Here is a 20,388-nt window from a genome sequence, read left to right as displayed (position 1 = left end):
TATTGGGGCAGCCAGGGGCAATCCAGGGAATGAATAGAAGTCAGAAGTTATTCGGTATGAGTGTGCTGGCGTTGGTGGTGAGTGGATGTGCGGTCACCAGCGATCCGATCGAGCGTAGCGTCAGCGAACAGCGTGCTCGAACCGACCTGCAGAACATGTACAAGGACCAGGAGCCGCTGAGCGGCCCCCTGACCCTGCACCAGGCCATGGCCCGGGCGGTGAAGTACAACCTCGAAGGTCGCTTGAAGATCATGGAGGAAGCCCTGGCCAAGCGTCAGCTGGACCTGGCCAGTTTCGACATGTTGCCGCGCATGGCCCTGGACGCCGGGTACGTGGGCCGTAACAACGTCAGTGCCTCCAGCAGCCAGAGCGTGGAAACCGGTACCCAGTCCCTGGAGCCGTCGACCTCCCAAGACCGTGACCGTGAAGTGGCGGACCTGACCATGGTCTGGAACGTGCTCGATTTCGGTGTCAGCTACATCAGTGCCAAGCAAGCCGGGGACCAGCGGCTGATCGTGCAGGAACGTCGGCGCAAGGTGATCAACACCATCGTCCAGGACGTGCGTTCGGCCTACTGGCGCGCCATGGCCGCCGAGCGCCTGCTCAAGCAGATCGACAGCCTGATGGTCCGGGTCGAGGCGGCACGTGACAACAGCCAGAGCATGAGTGAACAGCGCATCGGCGACCCGGTGCAAGCCCTGGGTTACCAGCGTTCGCTGATCCAGGCCACCCGCCAACTGGAAGAGCAACGCCGGGCGCTGTCCCTGGCCAAGACTGAACTGGCGACGCTGATCAACTTGCCCCTGGGCACCGAGCTGACCCTGGCGACCCAGGATGAATACACCATCCCGGAACTCAAGGTCGACCTGGCCCGTCTCGAACAGGAAGCCCTGGCCAGTCGTCCGGAATTGCGCGAGCAGGATTACCAGACCCGCATCACCGCCGCCGAAACCCGTAAGGCCATGTTGCGCCTGCTGCCGGGGCTGGAGTTTTCCGCCGGCGGGCACTACGACAGCAACTCGTTTTTGGTGGAACAAGGCTGGGCCGACTATGGCGTGAAAATCACCTGGAACCTGTTCAACGTGATCTCCGCCCCGGCGGCCATCGACGTGGCCAAGGCCGGTGAAGAAGTGGCGTCGGCACGGCGTCAGGCGATGTCAATCGCCGTGCTGGCGCAGCTGTACGTGGCCAATGCCAACTATCGTGAAGCCCTGCGCCAGTTCAAGACCAGCCAGCAACTGTCGGACATCGATGGGCAGATTGTCGGTCAATTGCGTAGCCGTCACCAGGCTGCCGGCATTGGCGAATTGGACCTGATCCAGGGTGAACTGAACACCTTGCAGGCCGACCTGCGTCGGGACTTGGCTTATGCCGACCTGCGCAACGCCTACGGGCAGATCTTTGCCAGCGCCGGCCTCGATCCACTGCCGAACGAAGTGCAATCGACCGAGGTCCAGTCGATTGCCACGGCGCTGGCCAACCGCGAAGCGGCCTGGGCCCAGGGTGATATCACGCTGCCGAAGCCTGCCACGGTGACTCAATAACCGGGCGCAGCCATGATGATGCGCCCGGCGTTTTCCCGGCTGCCGGTGGCGGTGAACCTGCCGTTGCTGTTGCACGCACTGGCGGCCATTGACGACACACGTTGGCAGGGGCACTTCAACAGTGCCTATCACAGCGGCGACTGGAGCGGCGTGGCGCTGATATCGGCGGCCGATGCCGTTACCGAACTGTCGCCCGGGCACGGTCAGCCCGTGCATCGCGCGCCTTGGACGGCGGACAGTCGCTGGCAAGAGGCATTGCATGACTGGCCCCTGGAGATCGTCTCGGCCCGGCTGCTGCGGTTGGGCCCCGGTGGGCGCATCCACGAGCATTGCGACTATGATCTGGGCGGGCCGGATGCTGATCTGCGCCTGCACGTGCCGCTGCTCAGCCCACCTGACGTGGATTTTTTCCTGGATGGACACATTATTCCGATGACCGTCGGCGAGTGCTGGTTTCTCGACTTGGCGCGGCCCCATCGCGTTGTGAATCGAAGTGCTCATTCGCGGGTTCACCTGGTGCTCGATTGTCGCCCCGGGCCGTGGCTGGCCCAGCAGATTGCCGATGGGCTACCCACCACACCCGCCGCGGGCGTCGGGCCAAGCGACTTTGTCCATTTTCAGCAGCGCGTGGAAACGGATCCTCATCTCGCGCGAACCTTGCAGAACTTGCATGAACTGGACGCTTTTTTTGACTCTGCCCTGGCACTGGGGGCCGAACAAGGGCTTCACTTCACCCGGGAGGAATTGCGGGCTGCGATGCGCACCGGTCGCCAGCAGTGGAGAAACCAGTGGAAGACCTGAATCTGCACGGCTGGTTGCCGATCCGCGTATGGCAAGAGGCCGGGCAGTGGCGGGTCGATTGGTGCTGGTTCGGCGACATGCGACTGTCACAGCCGTTCTTTGGAGATGCGGTGGAAGACGCCCTGCGCCTGCCCTTCAACCAGGCGTTCCGCCGCCAGACACCCTTGGAGGTGCTCGGTCAGTGGCAACGACAAAGCCCGGGCCTGGCGCCCAATGCGTTCATTTTCCATGCCTCCCGTTGCGGCTCGACATTGATCAGCCAGATGCTTGCCCAATTGGACCATCACATCGTCATTTCGGAACCACCGCCCCTGGATACGCTGCTGCGCAGTGATTTGCCGTTGCCCGAGCGGTGCGTGGCGCTCAAGGGCTTGATGTCGGCCTATGGGCAGCGCCGCCGAGGCGTGGAGCAACGGCTGGTGGTCAAGCTCGACGCCTGGAACATCGGTGAACTGCCGTTGTTGCGTGAGTGCTTTCCCGACACGCCCTGGTTGTTCGTGTACCGCGACCCCTTGGAAATCTCGGTCTCCCACCTGCGCCGTCCCGGCATGCACATGGTGCCGGGGATGATCGGGGCGACGGTCCTGGATGATGGATTGCCGTTCGCCGGCCAGGAAGATTTCATCCCGCGCCGGGTGGGACGGTTATTGGCGACGGGCTTGGACCACTGCCAGGCATTGGCTGGGATGGCGGTCAACTACACCGAACTGCCTGAGGCGATGACGGGCAGGCTGGCGGCGTTTTTCGGCCTCGATGAAGGGCAGTGCAAACAAGTGTTCGCAGCGGTCGGGCAACATGCCAAGCAGCCGGCGCAGGTGTTTGTTGGCGACAGCGAGGACAAGCGCCGGGAGGCTTCGGCGCTGTTGCGTGAGCGGGTCCTGCGCTGGGCGCAGGGGCCTTACGAGGCGTTGAAGTCACTCTCTCCGTAGCGGATTCAAACCCGCTTTTGTGGCGAGGGAGCTTGCTCCCGCTCGGTTGCGCAGCAACCGCAAAGTCGTGGGGCCGCTTCGCCCGAAGCGTCGGACCGGCCCAGCGGAAGCAAGCTCCCTCGCCACGGTGTGCTCAGCTCCAAGGGACTAGACTGCAGGAATAGCGCCCAGCCATCCATTCATGCCCAGGAGTCCCGCATGGAAACCCCGATCCATACACTTCCCGCCCTGTTCAAACAACTCGGCTTGCCTGACGACGCCGTCAGCATCGATCAATTCATTGCCAGTCATTCGCCGCTTAAACCCGACCTGCGGCTTGCCGATGCGTTTTTCTGGAGCGAGAGCCAGCGGCAACTCCTGCGCGACGAAATCCTCGAGGATGCGGACTGGGCGGTGGTGGTGGATCAACTCGACGTGCTGTTGCGCAAGGGCCGCAGTGAGTGATGCACGAACCTGTGGGAGCGGGCTTGCTCGCCAATGCGTCGTGTCAGGCAACATCAGCGTCAACTGACCCACCGCTTTCGCGAGCAAGCCCGCTCCCACAGAGATACACGATTATTCTTTATTGTTATTAACAAATAGCTTCTTATTCCTTAAGTAATATACCTCTCCTCCCTATACTCGTCCGGGAACAGACACGCAGGAGAGCACCCATGCGCAACGAGTCGATTCGCTACCTGATTGTGCCGGGCTGGCAAGGATCGCCGGAGAATCATTGGCAAACCCACTGGCAGAACAGCCTGCCCAACAGCGCCCGGGTCGAGCAGGCCGACTGGGTCACGCCCCGGCGTGAGGACTGGGTCGCGGCGCTGGCCGAGGCCGTGGCCGCCGACAGCACGCCGGTGATCCTGATTGCCCATAGCCTGGGCTGCATCACGGTGGCCCATTGGGCCGCCACCGCACCGGTGCACTTCCTGCGGCAGGTGCGGGGGGCGTTGCTGGTGGCGCCGGCGGATGTCGAGCGGCCGGCCTGCGTCCCGGCGCTGCGCAACTTCGCGCCGATTCCCAATGATCTGCTGCCGTTCCCAAGCCAAGTGGTCAGCTCCGACAACGACGCCGCCGTGAGCGCCCCGCGCGCCTTGGAGCTGGCCCGCAACTGGGGTGCCGAGGCCGGGATCCTGTCAGGGGCTGGGCATATCAATGTGAAGTCTGGCCACCAGCGTTGGGAGCAGGGTTTCGCTTACCTCTACCGTCTGCAAAACCGCATGGAGCATCACGCCCTGCGTCGCGCCTGAATTTTTAGCGCCCCCCGTCTCCCGGCGGCCTGGGGCGGGAGCCTGCCATGAGTTTGCATGAAACCTTCGGTCAGCCCTTGCTGACCTTTCCCGATGCGGAAAAAAGCCCCCTGAGCATTCGCGCCAAGGCGCTGGTGTTCGTCGATCCTCGTTCACGGCAGTTGCGCCAGGAATTGGAGCAACTGGCGCCCCGGGCGATTTCAGTGCTGATACGCGGCGAAACCGGTAGCGGCAAGGAACTGCTGGCCCGGCATATCCATCGCGAAAGCGATCGCGGCGGATTGTTTGTATCGGTCAATTGCGGCGCCATCAGCCCGACCTACGCCGACGCCGAACTGTTCGGCTATGCCGCCGGTAGCTACAGTGGTTCGGCCAGCAGCCGGGCCGGCTGGTTTGGTTCGGCCAACGGCGGCACTCTTTACCTGGATGAAATCGGCGACTTGCCGCTGCCGATCCAGATCAAGCTGCTGGCGGCCTTGGAGAACCATGAAGTCACCCGTGTCGGCGCTCATCAGCCCAGTCCGGTGGATGTCCGCCTGGTCGCGGCCACCAGCATCGACTTGGCGCAAGCGGTGGCGGCCGGGAAATTCCACGAACGGCTCTACCACTATCTGGGCGAAGGCCGGCTCGAACTGCCGGCCCTGCGCGAACGGGTGGGCGATATCCTGTCCCTGGCCGAATACTTCCTGGGCATCTACAGCCAGCGACTCGGCCTGGCCGTGCCGCTGATCAGTGAAGCCGCGCAACATGCCCTCGAACAGCACAGTTGGCCGGGCAATACCCGCGAACTGGAAAACGTCATTCATTTCGCGTTGCTGGTGAGCACGGGGGAGGAGATTTTGCCGGAGCATTTGAATCTGCCGTCCCAGCCTTCAGCCTTGGAGCTGATTGATCAGCAGGTAGCGCAGGTCATTGCCCAGGGGTCGGACGCCGAGCGCTTAGCTCTCAAGGCGTTGCTCAATCAATTGAGCCAAACGCTCTAGACCGGATACCCACCTGTGGCGAGGGAGCTTGCTCCCGCTCGGTTGCGCAGCGACCGCAAAAATCTTGGGTCCGCTACGCGGCCCAGCGGGAGCAAGCTCCCTCGCCACAAAGGCGTCGTCTTGTATATGAATAAAATGAATATGAACTTGAATAAAAGATATTGTTAAGGAATAAAAAATATCGGTATTGTCCGCATCACGCCAGCGATAGCACTTCACTGGCACATCCACATTTAGCCGTCGTCCATGACGACCGTGATTTTCGATAAGGACACTGCATGAAAAAGGTTCTGTTGTTCACCGCATTGGCGGCAGCCCTGGCCTCGGGCCTGGCCCAGGCCGCGGAGAAGCTGGTCGTGGCCGCCACGCCAGTACCCCACGCGGAAATCCTCGAGCTGATCAAGCCGGCCCTGGCTAAAGAGGGCGTGGATTTGCAGATCAAGGTTTTCACTGACTACGTCCAGCCCAACGTACAGGTCGACCAGAAACGCCTGGACGCCAACTACTTCCAGACCTTGCCCTACCTCAAGAGCTTCAACGAAGGCAAAGGCACCCACCTGGTGACGGTCATCGGCGTGCACGTCGAACCGTTTGGCGGCTACTCGAAAAAGGTCAAGAGCCTGGCTGAGCTGAAGGACGGCGCAACCATCGCCATCCCTAACGAAGGCAGCAACAGCGGCCGTGCGCTGATCCTGCTGCAGAAGGCTGGCCTGATCACACTCAAGGATCCGAAAAACGCCCTGGCGACGCCGAAGGACATTGCCGAGAACCCTAAGAACTTCAAGTTCAAGGAACTGGAATCGGCCATGCTGCCGCGTGTGTTGGATCAGGTCGACCTGGACATGATCAACACCAATTACGCCTTGGAAGCAGGTCTTAACCCGGCCAAGGACGCCTTGGTGATCGAAGGTGCGGATTCGCCTTACGTGAACTTCCTGGTGGCCCGTCCGGACAACAAGGACAGCCCGGCCATCCAGAAACTGGCCAAGGCCCTGACCAGCCCTGAAGTGAAGGCGTTCATCGAGAAGAAATACAGCGGCGCGGTACTGCCGGCGTTCTGATTCGCGCGGTAGACCCTGTTACGGTTTCAAACGCCGACGGCTGATACAGCGTCGGCGTTTTTTATGCTCGAAAGATTGCTTGGGTCAGGGACAGGATTACCTGTGGCGAGGGAGCTTGCTCCCGCTCGGCTGCGCAGCAGTCGCAAAACCCGCTAATGCGATCTACGTGAAGGACTGCTGGGGGCCTGCTACGCAGGCCAGCGGGAGCAAGCTCCCTCGCCACAAGATCAAAGGCGCAAATCAGGCCACCTTGGTCTTCAACGCCCGGCGCAACGCCACCAATAATTTCACTATTTCCTGCGGTTCCAGTCGCTGCGGCACTTTCACGTCAGCCATTTTTTTCTTCCTTGTAATGGTGAGGGGATGTCGAAAAGATCCTCCCTGCGGCGCAAGGAAAATAGTCGTCTTTGTCCTAGCCGGCAAATCCGGGAACAGTTCTGTGCTCGCTGAAGGCTTACGGTGGGAGCGAGCTTGCTCGCGATTCAGTTGATCAGGCGCCATTCAATCCGGCCAATGCCACGCCGGCTCATCCAACGCCCGCTGCCCGACAATCCCGGTCTGTCCAAGGTCTTTCTCCAGCACGATGCAATTGCACTGTTCATCCTGCTCCAACGCGGCAATCAGGCGCGAGGCATGGGACACCACCCAGACCTGGCAATTGGCCGAGGCGCGGATGATCAACCGCGCCAGGGCCGGCAACAGGTCGGGGTGCAGGCTGGTTTCCGGTTCGTTGAGCACCATCAGCGAAGGCGGTCTGGGCGTGAGCAGGGCGGCCACCAGCAACAGATAGCGCAAGGTCCCGTCCGACAGTTCGGCGGCGGACAGCGGTCGCAGCAGGCCGTGCTGCTGGAACGCGATGGCGAAACGTCCGCCTTGCAGCTTATCGATGTGCAGTCGGGCGCCGGGGAACGCGTCACCGATGGCGGCATGCAAGGCCTCGACGTCACCGATTTCAAGAATGGTCTGCAGCGCGGCGGCCAGATCCCGCCCATCGTGATGCAGCACCGGCGTGCGGGTGCCCAGTTGTGGTTGGCGCACCGGGGCGTCGGCGTCGCTGCGAAAGTGATCGTAGAAGCGCCAGCGACGAATGAACTCGCGCATCTGCAGGACCTCCGGCGAAGCGCGCAGGCTGCCGACCTGGTCGAACAGGCTGTCGAAGGTGGGCGTGTGCTGGGCCAGTACATCCCATGAACGGCCTTCGCGGGCACGGATCATCGGCCCGTTGCGGTCCACCAGCAGGCTGGCCGGTCGAAACACCGGGCCGGCCCAGATGCATTCACGCTTGATTTCCGGGTCCAGGGAAAACGCTGAGCGACTGGGTGCAGGCAGGCCGAGGGCGATGGAGTAGCTGAAGTCTTCGCCGGCGAAGCCCAGGCGCAGGCGCTTGGTGCCCTGGCGCACAACCGCCTGGACCGGCACCTCACCGTTACGCATGCGGCGGCTGATTTCCTCCGGCCCGGCCCAGAAGGTCGAGTCCAGTCCGCCTTCCCGGGCCAGGGCGTTGACCACCCCGCCCTGGGCCGTTTCCGACAGCAGCCGAAGGGCGCGATACAGATTGGATTTGCCACTGCCGTTGGGCCCGGTGATCAGGTTCAGCCGGCCCAGGGGGATGACCAGTTTATTGATCGATCGATAGTTGGCCACCGCCAATGTCTTGAGCATGGGCAGACTCCTGCTGCGTGGGTTCGTAGGAGCTGTCGAGCGCAGCGAGGCTGCGATCTTTCCAAACCCCGTTGAGTCCCAAGTGAAAGATCAAAAGATCGCAGCCTCGCTGCGCTCGGCAGCTCCTACAAGAGGCGATCAGTTTGCCTGATTTGCCGTACCCGTTGTATTCGTGGAACCCTGTTCTAAGCTCACAGTCGTATCGTCACTGGTACGTCCGTACAACGCAAAGGAGTCTGCATGGCTGGTCCCGGAATCAAATTGATTGTTGGCTTGGGCGTGTGTGCGTTGTTGGCGGGGTGTGGTGACAAGAAGCCCGAAGAAAAGGCCCTGCCACGGGTTTTCGTGCAGAAGGCCGTGCCCAGTGAATACGCGGCCTCGGTGACCCTGACCGGCGATGTCCAGGCGCGGGTGCAGGCCGACCTGTCGTTTCGCGTGGGTGGCAAGATCATCGAGCGCAAGGTGGATGTCGGCGACCGGGTCTCGGCCCGGCAAGTGCTGGCCCGGCTTGATCCCCGGGACCTGCAGACCAACGTCGACTCCGCCCAAGCCCAGGTGGCTGCCGAGCAGGCGAGGGTCAAGCAGAGTGCGGCGGCATTCGTGCGCCAACAGAAGCTCCTGCCCAAGGGCTATACCAGCCAGAGCGAATACGACGCGGCCCAGGCCCAACTGCGCAGCAGCCAGAGTGCGCTGACCGCTGCCCAGGCCCAACTGGCCAACGCTCGCGAACAACTGAGCTACACCGCGCTGATTGCCGAAGCGCCGGGCATCATCACCGCGCGCCAGGCGGAAGTCGGCCAAGTGGTGCAGGCCACGGAGCCGATCTTCAGCCTGGCCCGGGACGGCGAACGCGACGCGGTGTTCAACATCTACGAGTCACTGTTGAGCGAACCGCCGTCGGACCCTGCAATCACCATCAGCCTGTTGGATAACCCCACCATCAAGACCACCGGCACGGTGCGCGAGATCACCCCGGCGGTGTCCGCCCAGACCGGCACCGTGCAGGTCAAGGTGACCCTCGATGAATTGCCCGAAGGCATGCGCTTGGGGTCGGTGGTCAGCGCCACGGCCAAGTCCGCCGGCAAGACCGCCTTCGAGTTGCCTTGGTCGGCCCTGACCAAGAACCTCAGTGAGCCGGCCGTGTGGCTGGTGGACGGCGACGGCAAGGCGCAGTTGCAGACGGTGACGGTCGGCCGCTACCTGACCGGCAAGGTCATCATCAGCGCGGGCCTCAAGGGGGGAGAGAAAATCGTCACCGCCGGTGGGCAGTTGCTGCACCCCGGAGTACGCGTCGAGATCGCTGAAAACACTTATGAAAAATCCACGCCGGGAGCCCAGCCATGAAGCGTGCGTGGATGATCGCGGCCGGCCTCTTGCTGGCCGCCTGCTCCAAGGAAGAAGCACCGCCCGAACCGGTTCGCCCGGTATTGTCCGTTGAAGTCCGGGCCCTCGACCAGCAGGCCCTCGGGCGTTTCGCCGGGAATATCCAGGCGCGTTACGAGAGCAATGTCGGTTTCCGCGTGCCCGGACGCATTGCCAGCCGCAACGTCGATGTTGGCGCCGAAGTGAAGAAGGGCGACCTGCTCGCCACGCTCGATCCCACCGACCAGCAGAACCAGCTCCGCGCCGCCCAGGGCGATCTGGCGCGGATCGAGGCGCAGTACATCAATGCCCAGGCCAATGCCCGTCGCCAGCAGCAATTGTTCGACCGTGGTGTCGGTGCCCAGGCGCAACTGGACGTCGCCCAGACTGACCTGAAAACCACCGGGGCGTCCCTCGAACAGGCCCGGGCTTCGGTGGAGCAGGCCCGCGACCAACTCAACTACAGCCAATTGCACGCGGACCACGACGCCGTCGTCACCGCCTGGAACGCCGAAGCCGGGCAGGTGGTCACCGCCGGCCAGCAAGTGGTGACCCTGGCCCGCCCGGACATCAAGGAAGCGGTGATCGACCTGCCGGCCGGGCTGGTCGAACGCTTGCCCACGGACGTGGTATTCGAGGTCGCCGCGCAATTGGACCCGAGCATCCACACCACCGCCATCGTCCGCGAGATCGAGCCCCAGGCCCAGAGCGCGACCCGCACCCGCCGCGCGCGCCTGACGCTGACCGACACACCGCCAGGTTTTCGCCTGGGCACGGCCATCAGCGTGACCCTGAGTTCGACCATCGAACCGCGCATCGAACTGCCGCTCAGCGCCCTGCAAGAGATCGACGGCAAGGCGCGCATCTGGCTGATCGACCCGCAAACGCAGACCGTCTCACCCCGTGAGGTACGGATTATTGAGCGTTCGGCCAACTCGGTGCTGGTGGCCAACGGCATCAAGGCCGGCGACCGCGTGGTCAGCGCCGGCGTGCACAGTCTCCAGCCAGGACAGAAAGTGAAACTCGACGAGGACGCACGATGAAAGGGCCTTTCAACTTATCCGAATGGGCCCTGCGGCATCAGTCGTTCGTCTGGTACCTGATGTTCGTGGCGCTGTTGATGGGCGTGTTTTCGTACATGAACCTGGGTCGCGAGGAAGACCCGTCGTTCACCATCAAGACCATGATCATCCAGACCCGCTGGCCTGGCGCGACCCAGGAAGAAACCCTCAGGCAGGTCACCGACCGCATCGAGAAGAAGCTCGAAGAGCTCGACTCCCTCGACTACGTCAAGAGCTACACCCGCCCGGGAGAGTCGACGGTGTTCGTGTACCTGCGCGATACCACCGGGGCCAAGGAAATCCCCGAGATCTGGTACCAGGTGCGCAAGAAGATCAACGACATTCGCGGCGACTTCCCCGAAGGCTTGCAAGGGCCTGGGTTCAATGATGAGTTCGGCGATGTCTACGGTTCGGTGTACGCCTTCACCGGCGACGGCCTGTCGATGCGCCAGTTGCGCGACTACGTGGAACAGGTGCGCGCCGAGATCCGCGAGGTACCGGGCCTGGGCAAGGTCGAGATGGTGGGCGAGCAGGACGAAGTGCTGTACCTGAACTTCTCCACGCGCAAACTCGCCGCCCTGGGCATCGACCAGCGCCAAGTGGTGCAGAGCCTGCAATCGCAGAATGCCGTGACCCCGGCCGGGGTGATCGATGCGGGACCGGAGCGGATTTCCGTACGTACGTCCGGGCAGTTCCAATCGGAAAAAGACCTGGCCAACGTCAACCTGCGACTCAATGACCGCTTCTATCGACTGGCCGACATCGCCGACATCCGTCGCGGCTATGTCGACCCCGCCACACCGATGTTCCGTTTCAACGGTACGCCGGCCATCGGCCTTGCCATCGCGATGAAGAAGGGTGGCAACATCCAGGACTTCGGCAAGGCGCTGCATGCGCGCATGAACGAGCTGACCGCCGACCTGCCGGTGGGCGTTGGCGTGCACACCGTGTCGGACCAGGCCGAAGTGGTGGAGGAGGCGGTCGGCGGCTTCACCAGTGCCCTGTTCGAGGCGGTGATCATCGTCCTGCTCGTCAGCTTCGTCAGCCTCGGCGTACGGGCCGGGCTGGTGGTGGCCTGTTCGATTCCGCTGGTGCTGGCGATGGTCTTCTTGTTCATGGAATACAGCGGCATCACCATGCAGCGGATTTCCCTCGGCGCGTTGATCATCGCCCTCGGCCTGCTGGTGGACGACGCGATGATCACCGTGGAAATGATGGTCACGCGCCTGGAAAAAGGCGACAGCAAGGATCAGGCCGCGACGTTCGCCTACACCTCGACGGCGTTTCCCATGCTCACCGGGACCCTGGTGACCGTGGCCGGTTTCGTGCCCATCGGCTTGAACGCCAGCTCCGCCGGTGAATACACCTTCACCCTGTTTGCGGTCATCGCCGTGGCGATGCTGGTGTCATGGATCGTCGCGGTGCTGTTTGCCCCGGTGATCGGCGTGCATATCCTCAGCGCTGACGTGAAACCCCACAGCGCCGAGCCGGGGCGGATCGGCCGGGCATTCAACGGCGGCCTGTTGTGGGCGATGCGCAATCGCTGGTGGGCCATCGGCATCACCGTGCTGCTGTTCGTGCTGGCGGTGTTTTGCATGCGTTTTGTGCAGAACCAGTTCTTCCCGTCCTCGGACCGGCCAGAAATCCTGGTGGACCTCAACCTGCCGCAAAACGCTTCGATGGACGAGACCCGCAAAGCCGTCGACCGCCTGGAGGCGACCCTCAAGGGCGACCCGGACATTGAGCGCTGGAGCACCTACATCGGCGAAGGCGCGATTCGTTTCTACCTGCCGCTGGACCAGCAGTTGCAGAACCCGTACTACGCGCAATTGGTGATCGTCAGCAAAGGCCTGGAGTCGCGCACGGCGCTGACCGAACGCCTGCAAAAGCGTCTGCGTGAGGATTTCGTCGGGATTGGCAGCTACGTCCAGGCCTTGGAAATGGGCCCGCCGGTGGGCCGGCCGATCCAATATCGGGTCAGCGGCAAGGACATCGACCTGGTGCGCAAGCATGCGATCGAACTGGCCACCGAACTGGACAAGAACTCGCACATTGGCGAAATCATCTACGACTGGAACGAGCCGGGCAAAGTGCTGCGTATCGACATCGCCCAGGACAAGGCGCGGCAATTGGGCTTGTCGTCCGATGATGTGGCGAGGCTGATGAACAGCATTGTCAGCGGCTCGCCGGTGACCCAGGTCAACGATGATATCTACTTGATCAACGTGGTCGGCCGTGCCGAGGATGCCGAGCGCGGTTCGCCGGAAACCCTGCAGAACCTGCAGATCGTCACCCCGAGTGGCACGTCGATTCCGTTGCTGGCGTTTGCCACGGTGCGCTATGAACTGGAGCAACCGCTGGTGTGGCGTCGTGACCGCAAGCCGACCATCACCATCAAGGCCGCGGTGCGCGACGAGATCCAGCCCACCGACCTGGTCAAGCAGTTGCAACCGGACATCGACAAGTTCGCCGCCGGCCTGCCGGTGGGTTACAAGGTCGCCACGGGCGGTACGGTGGAAGAAAGCAGCAAGGCCCAGGGGCCGATTGCCAGCGTCGTGCCGCTGATGCTGTTTTTGATGGCGACTTTCCTGATGATCCAGTTGCACAGCGTGCAGAAACTGTTCCTGGTGGCGAGCGTCGCGCCCCTCGGGTTGATCGGCGTGGTGCTGGCGCTGGTGCCGACGGGCACGCCCATGGGCTTCGTGGCGATCCTCGGGATTCTCGCGCTGATCGGCATCATTATCCGTAACTCGGTGATCCTGGTGACTCAGATCGATGAGTACGAGCGTGACGGCTACGAACCCTGGGACGCGGTGGTGGAGGCCACCGAACACCGCCGCCGGCCGATCCTGCTCACGGCCGCCGCGGCGAGCCTGGGGATGATCCCGATTGCCCGGGAAGTGTTCTGGGGGCCGATGGCCTACGCGATGATCGGCGGGATTATCATCGCCACGTTGCTGACGCTGCTGTTCCTGCCGGCGCTGTATGTGGCCTGGTACAAGATTCGCGAGCCGAAGCGTGATTGACGCGGCCGCCTTCGCTGCCCTTGTGGCGAGGGAGCTTGCTCCCGCTCGGCTGCGCAGCAGTCGTGAACCGGTGGACTCGGTCTGCCTGAAGTTACTCATTGTCTGGGTTTTGGGCTGCTTCGCAGCCCAGCGGGAGCAAGCTCCCTCGCCACAGGGATACGTCGCAAACTTGAACTCAGGGTTGCTGGAACAGGCTTTGCACCTGCTCCAGCACCGCGTTGGCTGACATACCGCTATCGCGAGCAAGCTCGCTCCCACAGTGGTTCTCTGTTGCCCACAGAATATGTGTTCACTGGAGCTCCCTGTGGGAGCGAGCTTGCTCGCGATGGGTCCAGCCCAATCACCCCGTTTTTTTATTTGCGCAACAACCGCAACCCATTGAACACCACCAGCAAACTCACCCCCATGTCGGCAAACACCGCCATCCACATGGTGGCGAACCCGGCGAAGGTGACCCCGAGAAAGATCGCCTTGATCACCAAGGCCAAGGCAATGTTCTGTTTCAGAATGCTGGACGTCTGCCGCGACAGGCGAATGAAGGCCGGGATCTTGCGCAGGTCATCGTCCATCAAGGCGACATCGGCGGTCTCGATGGCCGTGTCGGTGCCGGCCGCCGCCATGGCGAAACCGATTTCCGAGCGGGCCAGGGCCGGGGCGTCGTTGATGCCGTCGCCCACCATGCCGACGCGGTGACCCTTGGCATACAGCGCTTCGATGGCTTGCAGCTTGTCTTCCGGCAACAGGTCGCCCCGCGCCTGGTCCATGCCCACTTGCGCGGCAATCGCTTCGGCGGTGTGGGCGTTGTCGCCGGTGAGCATCAGGGTCTTGATGCCCAGTTCATGCAGTTGCCGGATGGCCTCGCGGCTGGAGTCCTTCACGGTGTCGGCCACGGCAAACAGCGCCAAGGGACCTGTAGCGTCGAGCAGCAGCACCACCGACTTGCCTTGTTTTTCCAGGGCGAAGAGTTTTTCTTCCAGTTCGGGGGAGCACAGGCCGAGGTCTTCCACCAGGCGGTGGTTGCCCAAGTGATAGGTCCGGCCGTCGATGTCGCCGCGCACGCCGCGCCCGGCCAGCGCCGCGAAGTTATCCACAGCCTGCTGCACCACTTGCTTATCCACAGCCGCGTTGGCAATCGCCCGGGACACCGGGTGGTCGGAGCGGGCGGCGAGGCTGGCGGCCAGGGCCGGGGCTGTGCTTTCCAGAGTAGGGTCCAAGGCCACATAGTCGGTTTGCACCGGTTTGCCGTGGGTGATCGTGCCGGTCTTGTCCAACGCCAGATAGTCGAGCTTGTAGCCGCCCTCCAGATAGACGCCGCCCTTGACCAGGATGCCTTTGCGCGCGGCGGCGGCGAGGCCGCTGACGATGGTCACGGGGGTGGAAATCACCAGCGCGCACGGGCAGGCGACCACCAGCAGCACCAGGGCCCGGTAGATCCAGTCGAACCACAAGGCGCCCATGAACAGCGGTGGAATGACTGCTACCGCCAGGGCCAGGGCAAACACCGCTGGGGTATAGATCGTCGAAAAGCGGTCGACGAAGCGCTGGGTCGGCGCCCGGGAGCCCTGTGCCTGTTCCACGGCGTGGATGATTCGCGCCAGGGTCGATTGATCGGCCGCCGCCGTCACCCGATATTCCAGTTCGCCAGCCTGGTTGATGGTGCCGGCGAACACCTTGTCGCCGGCGATTTTTTCCACCGGCAGGCTTTCACCGGTAATCGGTGCCTGGTCGACGGTCGAGCGGCCGGTGATCACCTCACCGTCCAGGCCGACGCGCTCGCCGGGCCGCACCCGCACCCGCGCGCCGAGGGCAATGGCCTTGACCTCCTGGACCTGCCAGGTGCCATCGGCCTGCTGCACGGTGGCCTGTTCCGGGGCCATCTGCATCAGGCCGCTGATGGCGTTGCGCGCCCGATCCAGGGATTTGGCTTCGATCAGTTCGGCCACGGTGAACAGGAACATCACCATTGCCGCTTCCGGCCATTGGCCAATCAGCACGGCGCCGGTCACGGCGATGCTCATCAGCGCGTTGATGTTCAGGTTGCGGTTCTTCAGGGCGATCCAGCCCTTCTTGTAGGTACCCAGGCCACCGCTGAGGATCGACACCAACGCCACCAGCGCGACCACCCAGTTTGGCGCGGCATTGGTGAAGTGGATCACCTCGGCGCCCAGGGCCGTCACGCCGGACAGCGCCAACGGCCACCAGGGCTTGGCCGGGGCGGGCAGGTCGTGGCTTTGCGGTTTCTCGCCCGCAATCAGCGGGTCGGCCTGCATGCCTAAGGATTCGATGGCCTTGATGATCGGCGCGTCGCTGGGCAGATCGTGGGTCACGCCCAGGACGCGGTTGATCAGGTTGAACTCCAGTCGCTGCACGCCTTCGAGTTTGCCGAGCTTGTTCTGGATCAGCGTCTGTTCGGTGGGGCAGTCCATGGCTTCGATGCGGAAACTGCTCAGCCGCGCGCCGTCCGTCGGCGTTTTGCCGAGATCGACCACCGCCGGTGCCGCTTTCGAGGCGCAGCAGGAATGCCCGTGGTCATGGCCGTGGTCGGGTTTTTGGATGTGAAGGGAATCGCTCATCGGGTGACGTCCGTGAAAAGTGCCTGTTGCGCAGTAAAGACCCTGTAGCCACTATAGGGTCAAGCACCTATTTGGGAGATCGCACGATGAAGATCGGAGAACTGGCGAAAATCACCGACTGTCAGGTCGAAACCATCCGCTACTACGAACGCGAAGGCCTGCTGCCGGAACCGGCCCGCAGCGACGGCAACTACCGCGTCTACACCCAGGCCCATGCCGAACGGCTGACGTTCATCCGCAACTGCCGCACCCTGGACATGACCCTGGAGGAAATTCGCAGCCTCCTGGCCCTGCGCGACAGCCCCCAGGATCAATGTGAAAGCGTCAATGCGCTGATCGACGAACACATCCACCACGTCAAGGCCCGCATCGATGGCCTGCTGGCCTTGCAGGCGCAACTGATCGACCTACGCCATCGCTGTGGCGAAGGGCCGGATCTGGATCAATGCGGGATCTTGCAGCGGTTGGAGGTGAGCGGGGCGGTGGCGCCGGAGGTGGAACATTCGCATGTGGGGCGTAGTCATGGGCATTGAGCCGATCTTGGAGCACATGCAGATCCAATGTGGGAGCGAGCCTGCTCGCGATAGCGGTGGGTCAGTCACATAAGTATTGAATGGAGGACGCTACCGCGAGCAACCGCCGTAGGACTCCTTATAGGAGCTTTACCAGTACCGCTCCGAGCAGTATCCCAATCGACGCTACGAGCATCATCACCACGCGAGTAGCGTCAGTTCAGCTGGCTTTGATCGAGTTATTTAAATTGGATTAGCACGGCTGCAAGTGCCATCCAGATGAGGGCGACGATTATTATCGTCATTTCAATTAATAGGAGCCGTTTCAAATAACGCGGGAAGTTCTCGATATCGACCGGGTCTACTTCACCAATACGGATTGATACTCCAGGCCACAACACCATCCCGGCAATTTTTCCTATCTCCAAGAACGACCAGATCAAACCCCGTCTCCCCAGGTTCGGGCCCCAAAGATAAATATAGCGGCTGTTCTTCAAAGCCTCCTTCATCGCATCCAGATGGCGGTGGCTCAGGTATAAGCTAAATACCGCACCTACAAAGCTCAGCAGAGTGGGGCCGGCCATAAGCCAAAAAGCCAGCCAAGACTTCCAGAACTCCTCCGGTATCATTGCAGCGTTTTCTCGTATAGTACTTCTCCGATTCCCTCATCTCCTATAGCTCCAAGGGCCGTGCCTCCCCACGCGCCAGTCGCCACCAAGGCCCCGACGCAGAGAACACCCCCAATGCCTCTAGTGACTCCAAGCGCCAGGCAAACAGCACCGCTAGCCGCCGAAGCGCCTATCCCGCCGGCCACCCCGCCGAAAGTCGACCCAGCAAACTTCCCTCCTTCGGTAAACTTGACTCTCTCACAAGCCGCCTCAGATCCTCCGTTACACACCTCCTGAACCGCTAACAACGAAGAAACCCCACCAATCCCAATACCGATATACCCACCCGATTTCATGTACTTCGCAGCCCGACTGGTCGCCGCCACATGCGTGGCATACTCCGGAATCTGCCCCGGTGCTCCGGCTTTGTTCCAGTGGTGCGCCAGGCGACGGTTAGAAATGCAGAGGTAGCTCAATTATTTGAACTGGATCAGCAGGCCAATAGCGACTATCCAAATGGAGGCAATGCCCATCACAACCAGATCAATAGCGAGAAGACGCTTCAGGTGAGGCGGGAAGTTCTTAATATCTACAGGGTCCGCATCTCCACTGCGAATATGCGCCTTTGACCACACCACTATCCCGGCAATTTTACTGAGCAGTACGACCCCGCCGAACCAACCCCGGCCTCGCCATGCGGGCCCCCAAAGATATATGTAGCGGCTATTTTTCAAAGCTTCCATCATGACGTCCAAATGTCTGCGGCTGAGGTACAGATTGAACACCAGGCCCAAAAAGCTCAGCAGGAGGGGACCGGCCATAAGCCAGAAAGCTAGCCAGGACTTCCAGAACGCCTCCGGTATCATGGCAAAGTTTTCTCGTACACCACTTCCCCGATTCCTTCACCGCCCATCGCACCGTAAGTTGTGCCCACCCATGCGCCAGTCGCTACCACGACCCCGACGCAGAGAACACCACCCAAACCTGCTGTAGAGGCGCCAATTGCCGCGCAGAGCGGGACGCTGGCACTTTGGGCCATCCATCCAAGTGCAGCGCCGCCAAAGGTTCCCCCCAAAAATTTTCCTCCTTCAGTAAACCTGACCCGCTCACAAGCTTCCCCTGATCCCCCGTTACAAACCTCTTGAATCGCCAGCAACGAAGACACCCCGCCAATCCCAATACCGATATACCCACCTGACTTCATGTACTTCGCAGCACGACTGGTCGCCTCCACATGCGTCGCATACCCCGGAATCTGCCCCGGTGCTCCGGCCTTGTTCCAATGGTGCACTAAGCTACGGCTCGAAATGCCAAGGGCAGTTTTCAGTTTGGGGTGGTCGCCCAGGGTCGTATGGCCGCGCAGGCGGGTGGAATTCAGCAGGTGCGCATCCAGCTGGGCGAGCAGGAGCTTACGCTCGGCGAAGAATTGCGGCGATCTAAGATGGCCGTATTGACGAAAACTGTTCTGGTGTAAGCGTTCCATGGCCTGGAGCGTATCGCGCAGGTTGCTCAGGTGTTTCTCCATCATCACCGCGCTGACGCCCAACCATGTCGAGGTCTGGCCGGTGAAACTGGCGATCTCAGCCGCGTGGCGATGCATGAAGTCGGCTTGTTCAGCGGTGAGGTCATCGAGCGCGGTATTCACTGTTTCCGCCGCCGCCATCACCTGCGCTTCTTCACGGGTGCATTGGTGATTGTTCGGGTCGCTCAGCACGATCATCGAACCGGCCTTAACGACGTCGCGATGAGGATTTAGCGCGCGGAATTTGCGCATCACCTGCGGGTCGGGCGCTGGGAAAAGGGTGGCTTCCAACGCTTCGCGGGTCACGCTTTTGGGCACGATGTAGAAGCCTGGCTCCTGTGGCTCTACTCGGGTGGACGCCGCTGACGACGGAGGGAAGAAAGAGGCGAAAGCAGATTTTGGTGACATCGTCGGACGGCTGGTGACCGTAGGCGCGTCCGGTTGAGCGGTTCTGCTGGTCGCTCGTGGCGCAGAAGATGCGTTCCTGTAGGTAGCGGTAAATACCGAGGGAATCAGATGGGCCTCGCACGGGCAACCGCTGTAGCTGTCCAGCGTCCCGGCCATGAGTCGGCCATGGCTGATCATGTGCGAAATCCCACCGATGATCCGATACGTTTGACCATCCTTGCCGCAGGAGACGCGGTCGCCTTCGCAGGCATGGAGCAAACCGTACAGGTTGATCCGGGGGTCACCGTCCAACACCTTTCCGCCGCAGGAGGTGTCATCGCCCAGGCCGATGTAATAACCCACGTTCATTGGATCTTCCCTTTTGTGTCATCCGACCGCAGGGGGGCAAGATCCATTTGCTGGAGAGGCGGTAAAAAATCTTCTGCCTTCGGCACGCCGTCCCGGGCGATGAGAAGTGCCTTGCCTTGGGGGGTATTGATGATCTCGTCGCCGTTGCTTAGCAAGCTGCCCACCAGCGCAACATGGCTATTGCCTTCCCCTGCGGTGGTTACGATGCGCGCCGTGCTGCCATCGGCATAAACGACAAGATCGCCCTTGCGTGCTGCACGCACCTGATCGCCATTAGCCAATGTGAACTCCAGCGGAGCGGTCCCTTGCCGGACAACTCCGCCGTCACGGGTCTGGCTGCCCTCGGTGGCCACGCGGTAAATCGCAATGGGAGGATGGGCTTTGGCATAAGTCTGTTGTTGATGAACAATCGCCAACGACTGTTCATCAAAATCGGCAAGTTGCTGTTTCGTGAAAGGGCAGTCGTCCAAGCAGAGCAGAAATTCAGGGGATGCTTCGTTGGTGTAGGCGAGATGCAAGGATGCGTTCATTTTTCAAGACTCCCATTCAAGGTTGTCCGCTTGGCATGCACCAAGCCGGGCGAATACTGGAACGATGAATGAGACGTCGCGGCGCGGGTGAGTCGCAATCCCTGCGGGGAGGGAATTTAGAGTGAATAGGAAACTTCGCCAACGGGAACGCGCTTTTTCCTACGCCATGGACCTATTTTTTGCGTGGTTTGCCGGGAAAGTGAGGGGCAGTTGAGAAAACAGC

General features: G+C 61.8%; 17 protein-coding genes. 11 read left to right on the top strand and 6 right to left on the bottom strand.

The genetic code is table 11. The features are described from left to right. Positions 1-29 precede the first annotated feature (29 nt). The 7 genes from M1D99_RS28885 (at position 30) to M1D99_RS28855 (ending at position 6,553) form a co-directional block, all read left to right on the top strand. Entirely contained in the window at positions 30-1,544 is a 1,515-nt protein-coding gene (locus M1D99_RS28885) for a TolC family protein (RefSeq protein ID WP_458131178.1), read from the top strand. Between the two features lie 15 nt (positions 1,545-1,559). Further along, the gene (locus M1D99_RS28880) at positions 1,560-2,345 is read left to right on the top strand and encodes an aspartyl/asparaginyl beta-hydroxylase domain-containing protein (RefSeq protein ID WP_458132174.1); all 786 of its coding nucleotides are present in this window, start codon (positions 1,560-1,562) and stop codon (positions 2,343-2,345) included. Next, a complete protein-coding gene (locus tag M1D99_RS28875) occupies positions 2,333-3,274 on the top strand; it encodes a sulfotransferase family protein (RefSeq protein ID WP_434573127.1) in 942 nt (313 codons plus the stop codon). Before M1D99_RS28880 ends, M1D99_RS28875 begins: the two co-directional genes overlap by 13 nt. 198 nt (positions 3,275-3,472) lie before the next feature. Then, a complete protein-coding gene (locus M1D99_RS28870; RefSeq protein ID WP_186709449.1) occupies positions 3,473-3,718 on the top strand; it encodes a DUF2789 domain-containing protein in 246 nt (81 codons plus the stop codon). A gap of 209 nt (positions 3,719-3,927) precedes the next feature. Beyond that, positions 3,928-4,509 carry an alpha/beta hydrolase gene (locus M1D99_RS28865; RefSeq protein WP_186709448.1) on the top strand — a complete coding sequence of 194 codons (582 nt, stop codon included), beginning with the start codon at positions 3,928-3,930 and terminating at the stop codon, positions 4,507-4,509. A 47-nt stretch (positions 4,510-4,556) separates the two neighbouring features. Then, positions 4,557-5,492, top strand: a complete 936-nt coding sequence (locus M1D99_RS28860; RefSeq protein WP_434573124.1) for a sigma 54-interacting transcriptional regulator — start codon at positions 4,557-4,559, stop codon at positions 5,490-5,492. 278 nt (positions 5,493-5,770) lie between these two features. Continuing rightward, positions 5,771-6,553: a MetQ/NlpA family ABC transporter substrate-binding protein gene (locus tag M1D99_RS28855; RefSeq protein WP_186709445.1), complete on the top strand. Its 783-nt coding sequence runs from the start codon at positions 5,771-5,773 to the stop codon at positions 6,551-6,553. A 501-nt stretch (positions 6,554-7,054) separates the two neighbouring features. On the opposite strand, the gene M1D99_RS28850 is transcribed toward M1D99_RS28855, so the two are convergent. Further along, entirely contained in the window at positions 7,055-8,215 is a 1,161-nt protein-coding gene (locus M1D99_RS28850) for an AAA family ATPase (protein ID WP_434573120.1), read from the bottom strand. 240 nt (positions 8,216-8,455) lie between these two features. Here M1D99_RS28850 and M1D99_RS28845 point away from each other — a divergent pair, with 240 nt between their 5' ends. The 3 genes from M1D99_RS28845 to M1D99_RS28835 are packed head-to-tail and all read left to right on the top strand — an operon-like array spanning position 8,456 to position 13,664. After that, positions 8,456-9,559, top strand: coding sequence for an efflux RND transporter periplasmic adaptor subunit (locus M1D99_RS28845; RefSeq protein ID WP_458131177.1), 1,104 nt, complete (start codon positions 8,456-8,458; stop codon positions 9,557-9,559). Further along, positions 9,556-10,620: an efflux RND transporter periplasmic adaptor subunit gene (locus M1D99_RS28840; protein WP_458131176.1), complete on the top strand. Its 1,065-nt coding sequence runs from the start codon at positions 9,556-9,558 to the stop codon at positions 10,618-10,620. Before M1D99_RS28845 ends, M1D99_RS28840 begins: the two co-directional genes overlap by 4 nt. Further along, entirely contained in the window at positions 10,617-13,664 is a 3,048-nt protein-coding gene (locus M1D99_RS28835) for an efflux RND transporter permease subunit (protein WP_186730351.1), read from the top strand. Before M1D99_RS28840 ends, M1D99_RS28835 begins: the two co-directional genes overlap by 4 nt. A 353-nt stretch (positions 13,665-14,017) precedes the next feature. Here the strand turns inward: M1D99_RS28835 and M1D99_RS28830 are convergent, their stop codons facing one another. Next, positions 14,018-16,237 carry a heavy metal translocating P-type ATPase gene (locus M1D99_RS28830; RefSeq protein WP_458131175.1) on the bottom strand — a complete coding sequence of 740 codons (2,220 nt, stop codon included), beginning with the start codon at positions 16,235-16,237 and terminating at the stop codon, positions 14,018-14,020. 86 nt (positions 16,238-16,323) lie between these two features. Here M1D99_RS28830 and cadR point away from each other — a divergent pair, with 86 nt between their 5' ends. Then, the gene (gene cadR, locus M1D99_RS28825) at positions 16,324-16,770 is read left to right on the top strand and encodes a Cd(II)/Pb(II)-responsive transcriptional regulator (protein ID WP_186730349.1); all 447 of its coding nucleotides are present in this window, start codon (positions 16,324-16,326) and stop codon (positions 16,768-16,770) included. A 218-nt stretch (positions 16,771-16,988) separates the two neighbouring features. Here cadR and M1D99_RS28820 read toward each other — a convergent pair whose 3' ends face one another. From M1D99_RS28820 to M1D99_RS28805, 4 genes are all read right to left on the bottom strand, one after another. Further along, positions 16,989-17,333, bottom strand: coding sequence for a hypothetical protein (locus tag M1D99_RS28820; protein WP_434573112.1), 345 nt, complete (start codon positions 17,331-17,333; stop codon positions 16,989-16,991). 500 nt (positions 17,334-17,833) lie between these two features. Beyond that, on the bottom strand, positions 17,834-18,223 hold the full coding sequence (locus tag M1D99_RS28815) for a hypothetical protein (RefSeq protein ID WP_434573110.1): 390 nt from the start codon (positions 18,221-18,223) through the stop codon (positions 17,834-17,836). Beyond that, positions 18,220-19,635: a PAAR domain-containing protein gene (locus M1D99_RS28810; RefSeq protein WP_458131174.1), complete on the bottom strand. Its 1,416-nt coding sequence runs from the start codon at positions 19,633-19,635 to the stop codon at positions 18,220-18,222. Before M1D99_RS28810 ends, M1D99_RS28815 begins: the two co-directional genes overlap by 4 nt. Further along, positions 19,632-20,165 carry a hypothetical protein gene (locus tag M1D99_RS28805; protein WP_458131173.1) on the bottom strand — a complete coding sequence of 178 codons (534 nt, stop codon included), beginning with the start codon at positions 20,163-20,165 and terminating at the stop codon, positions 19,632-19,634. The genes M1D99_RS28810 and M1D99_RS28805 overlap by 4 nt, the downstream gene beginning before the upstream one ends. Between the last annotated feature and the right edge of the window lie 223 nt (positions 20,166-20,388).

It is taken from the genome of Pseudomonas sp. R3-41 (assembly GCF_054161485.1).
This window is presented reverse-complemented; position numbering and strand designations above follow the sequence as displayed.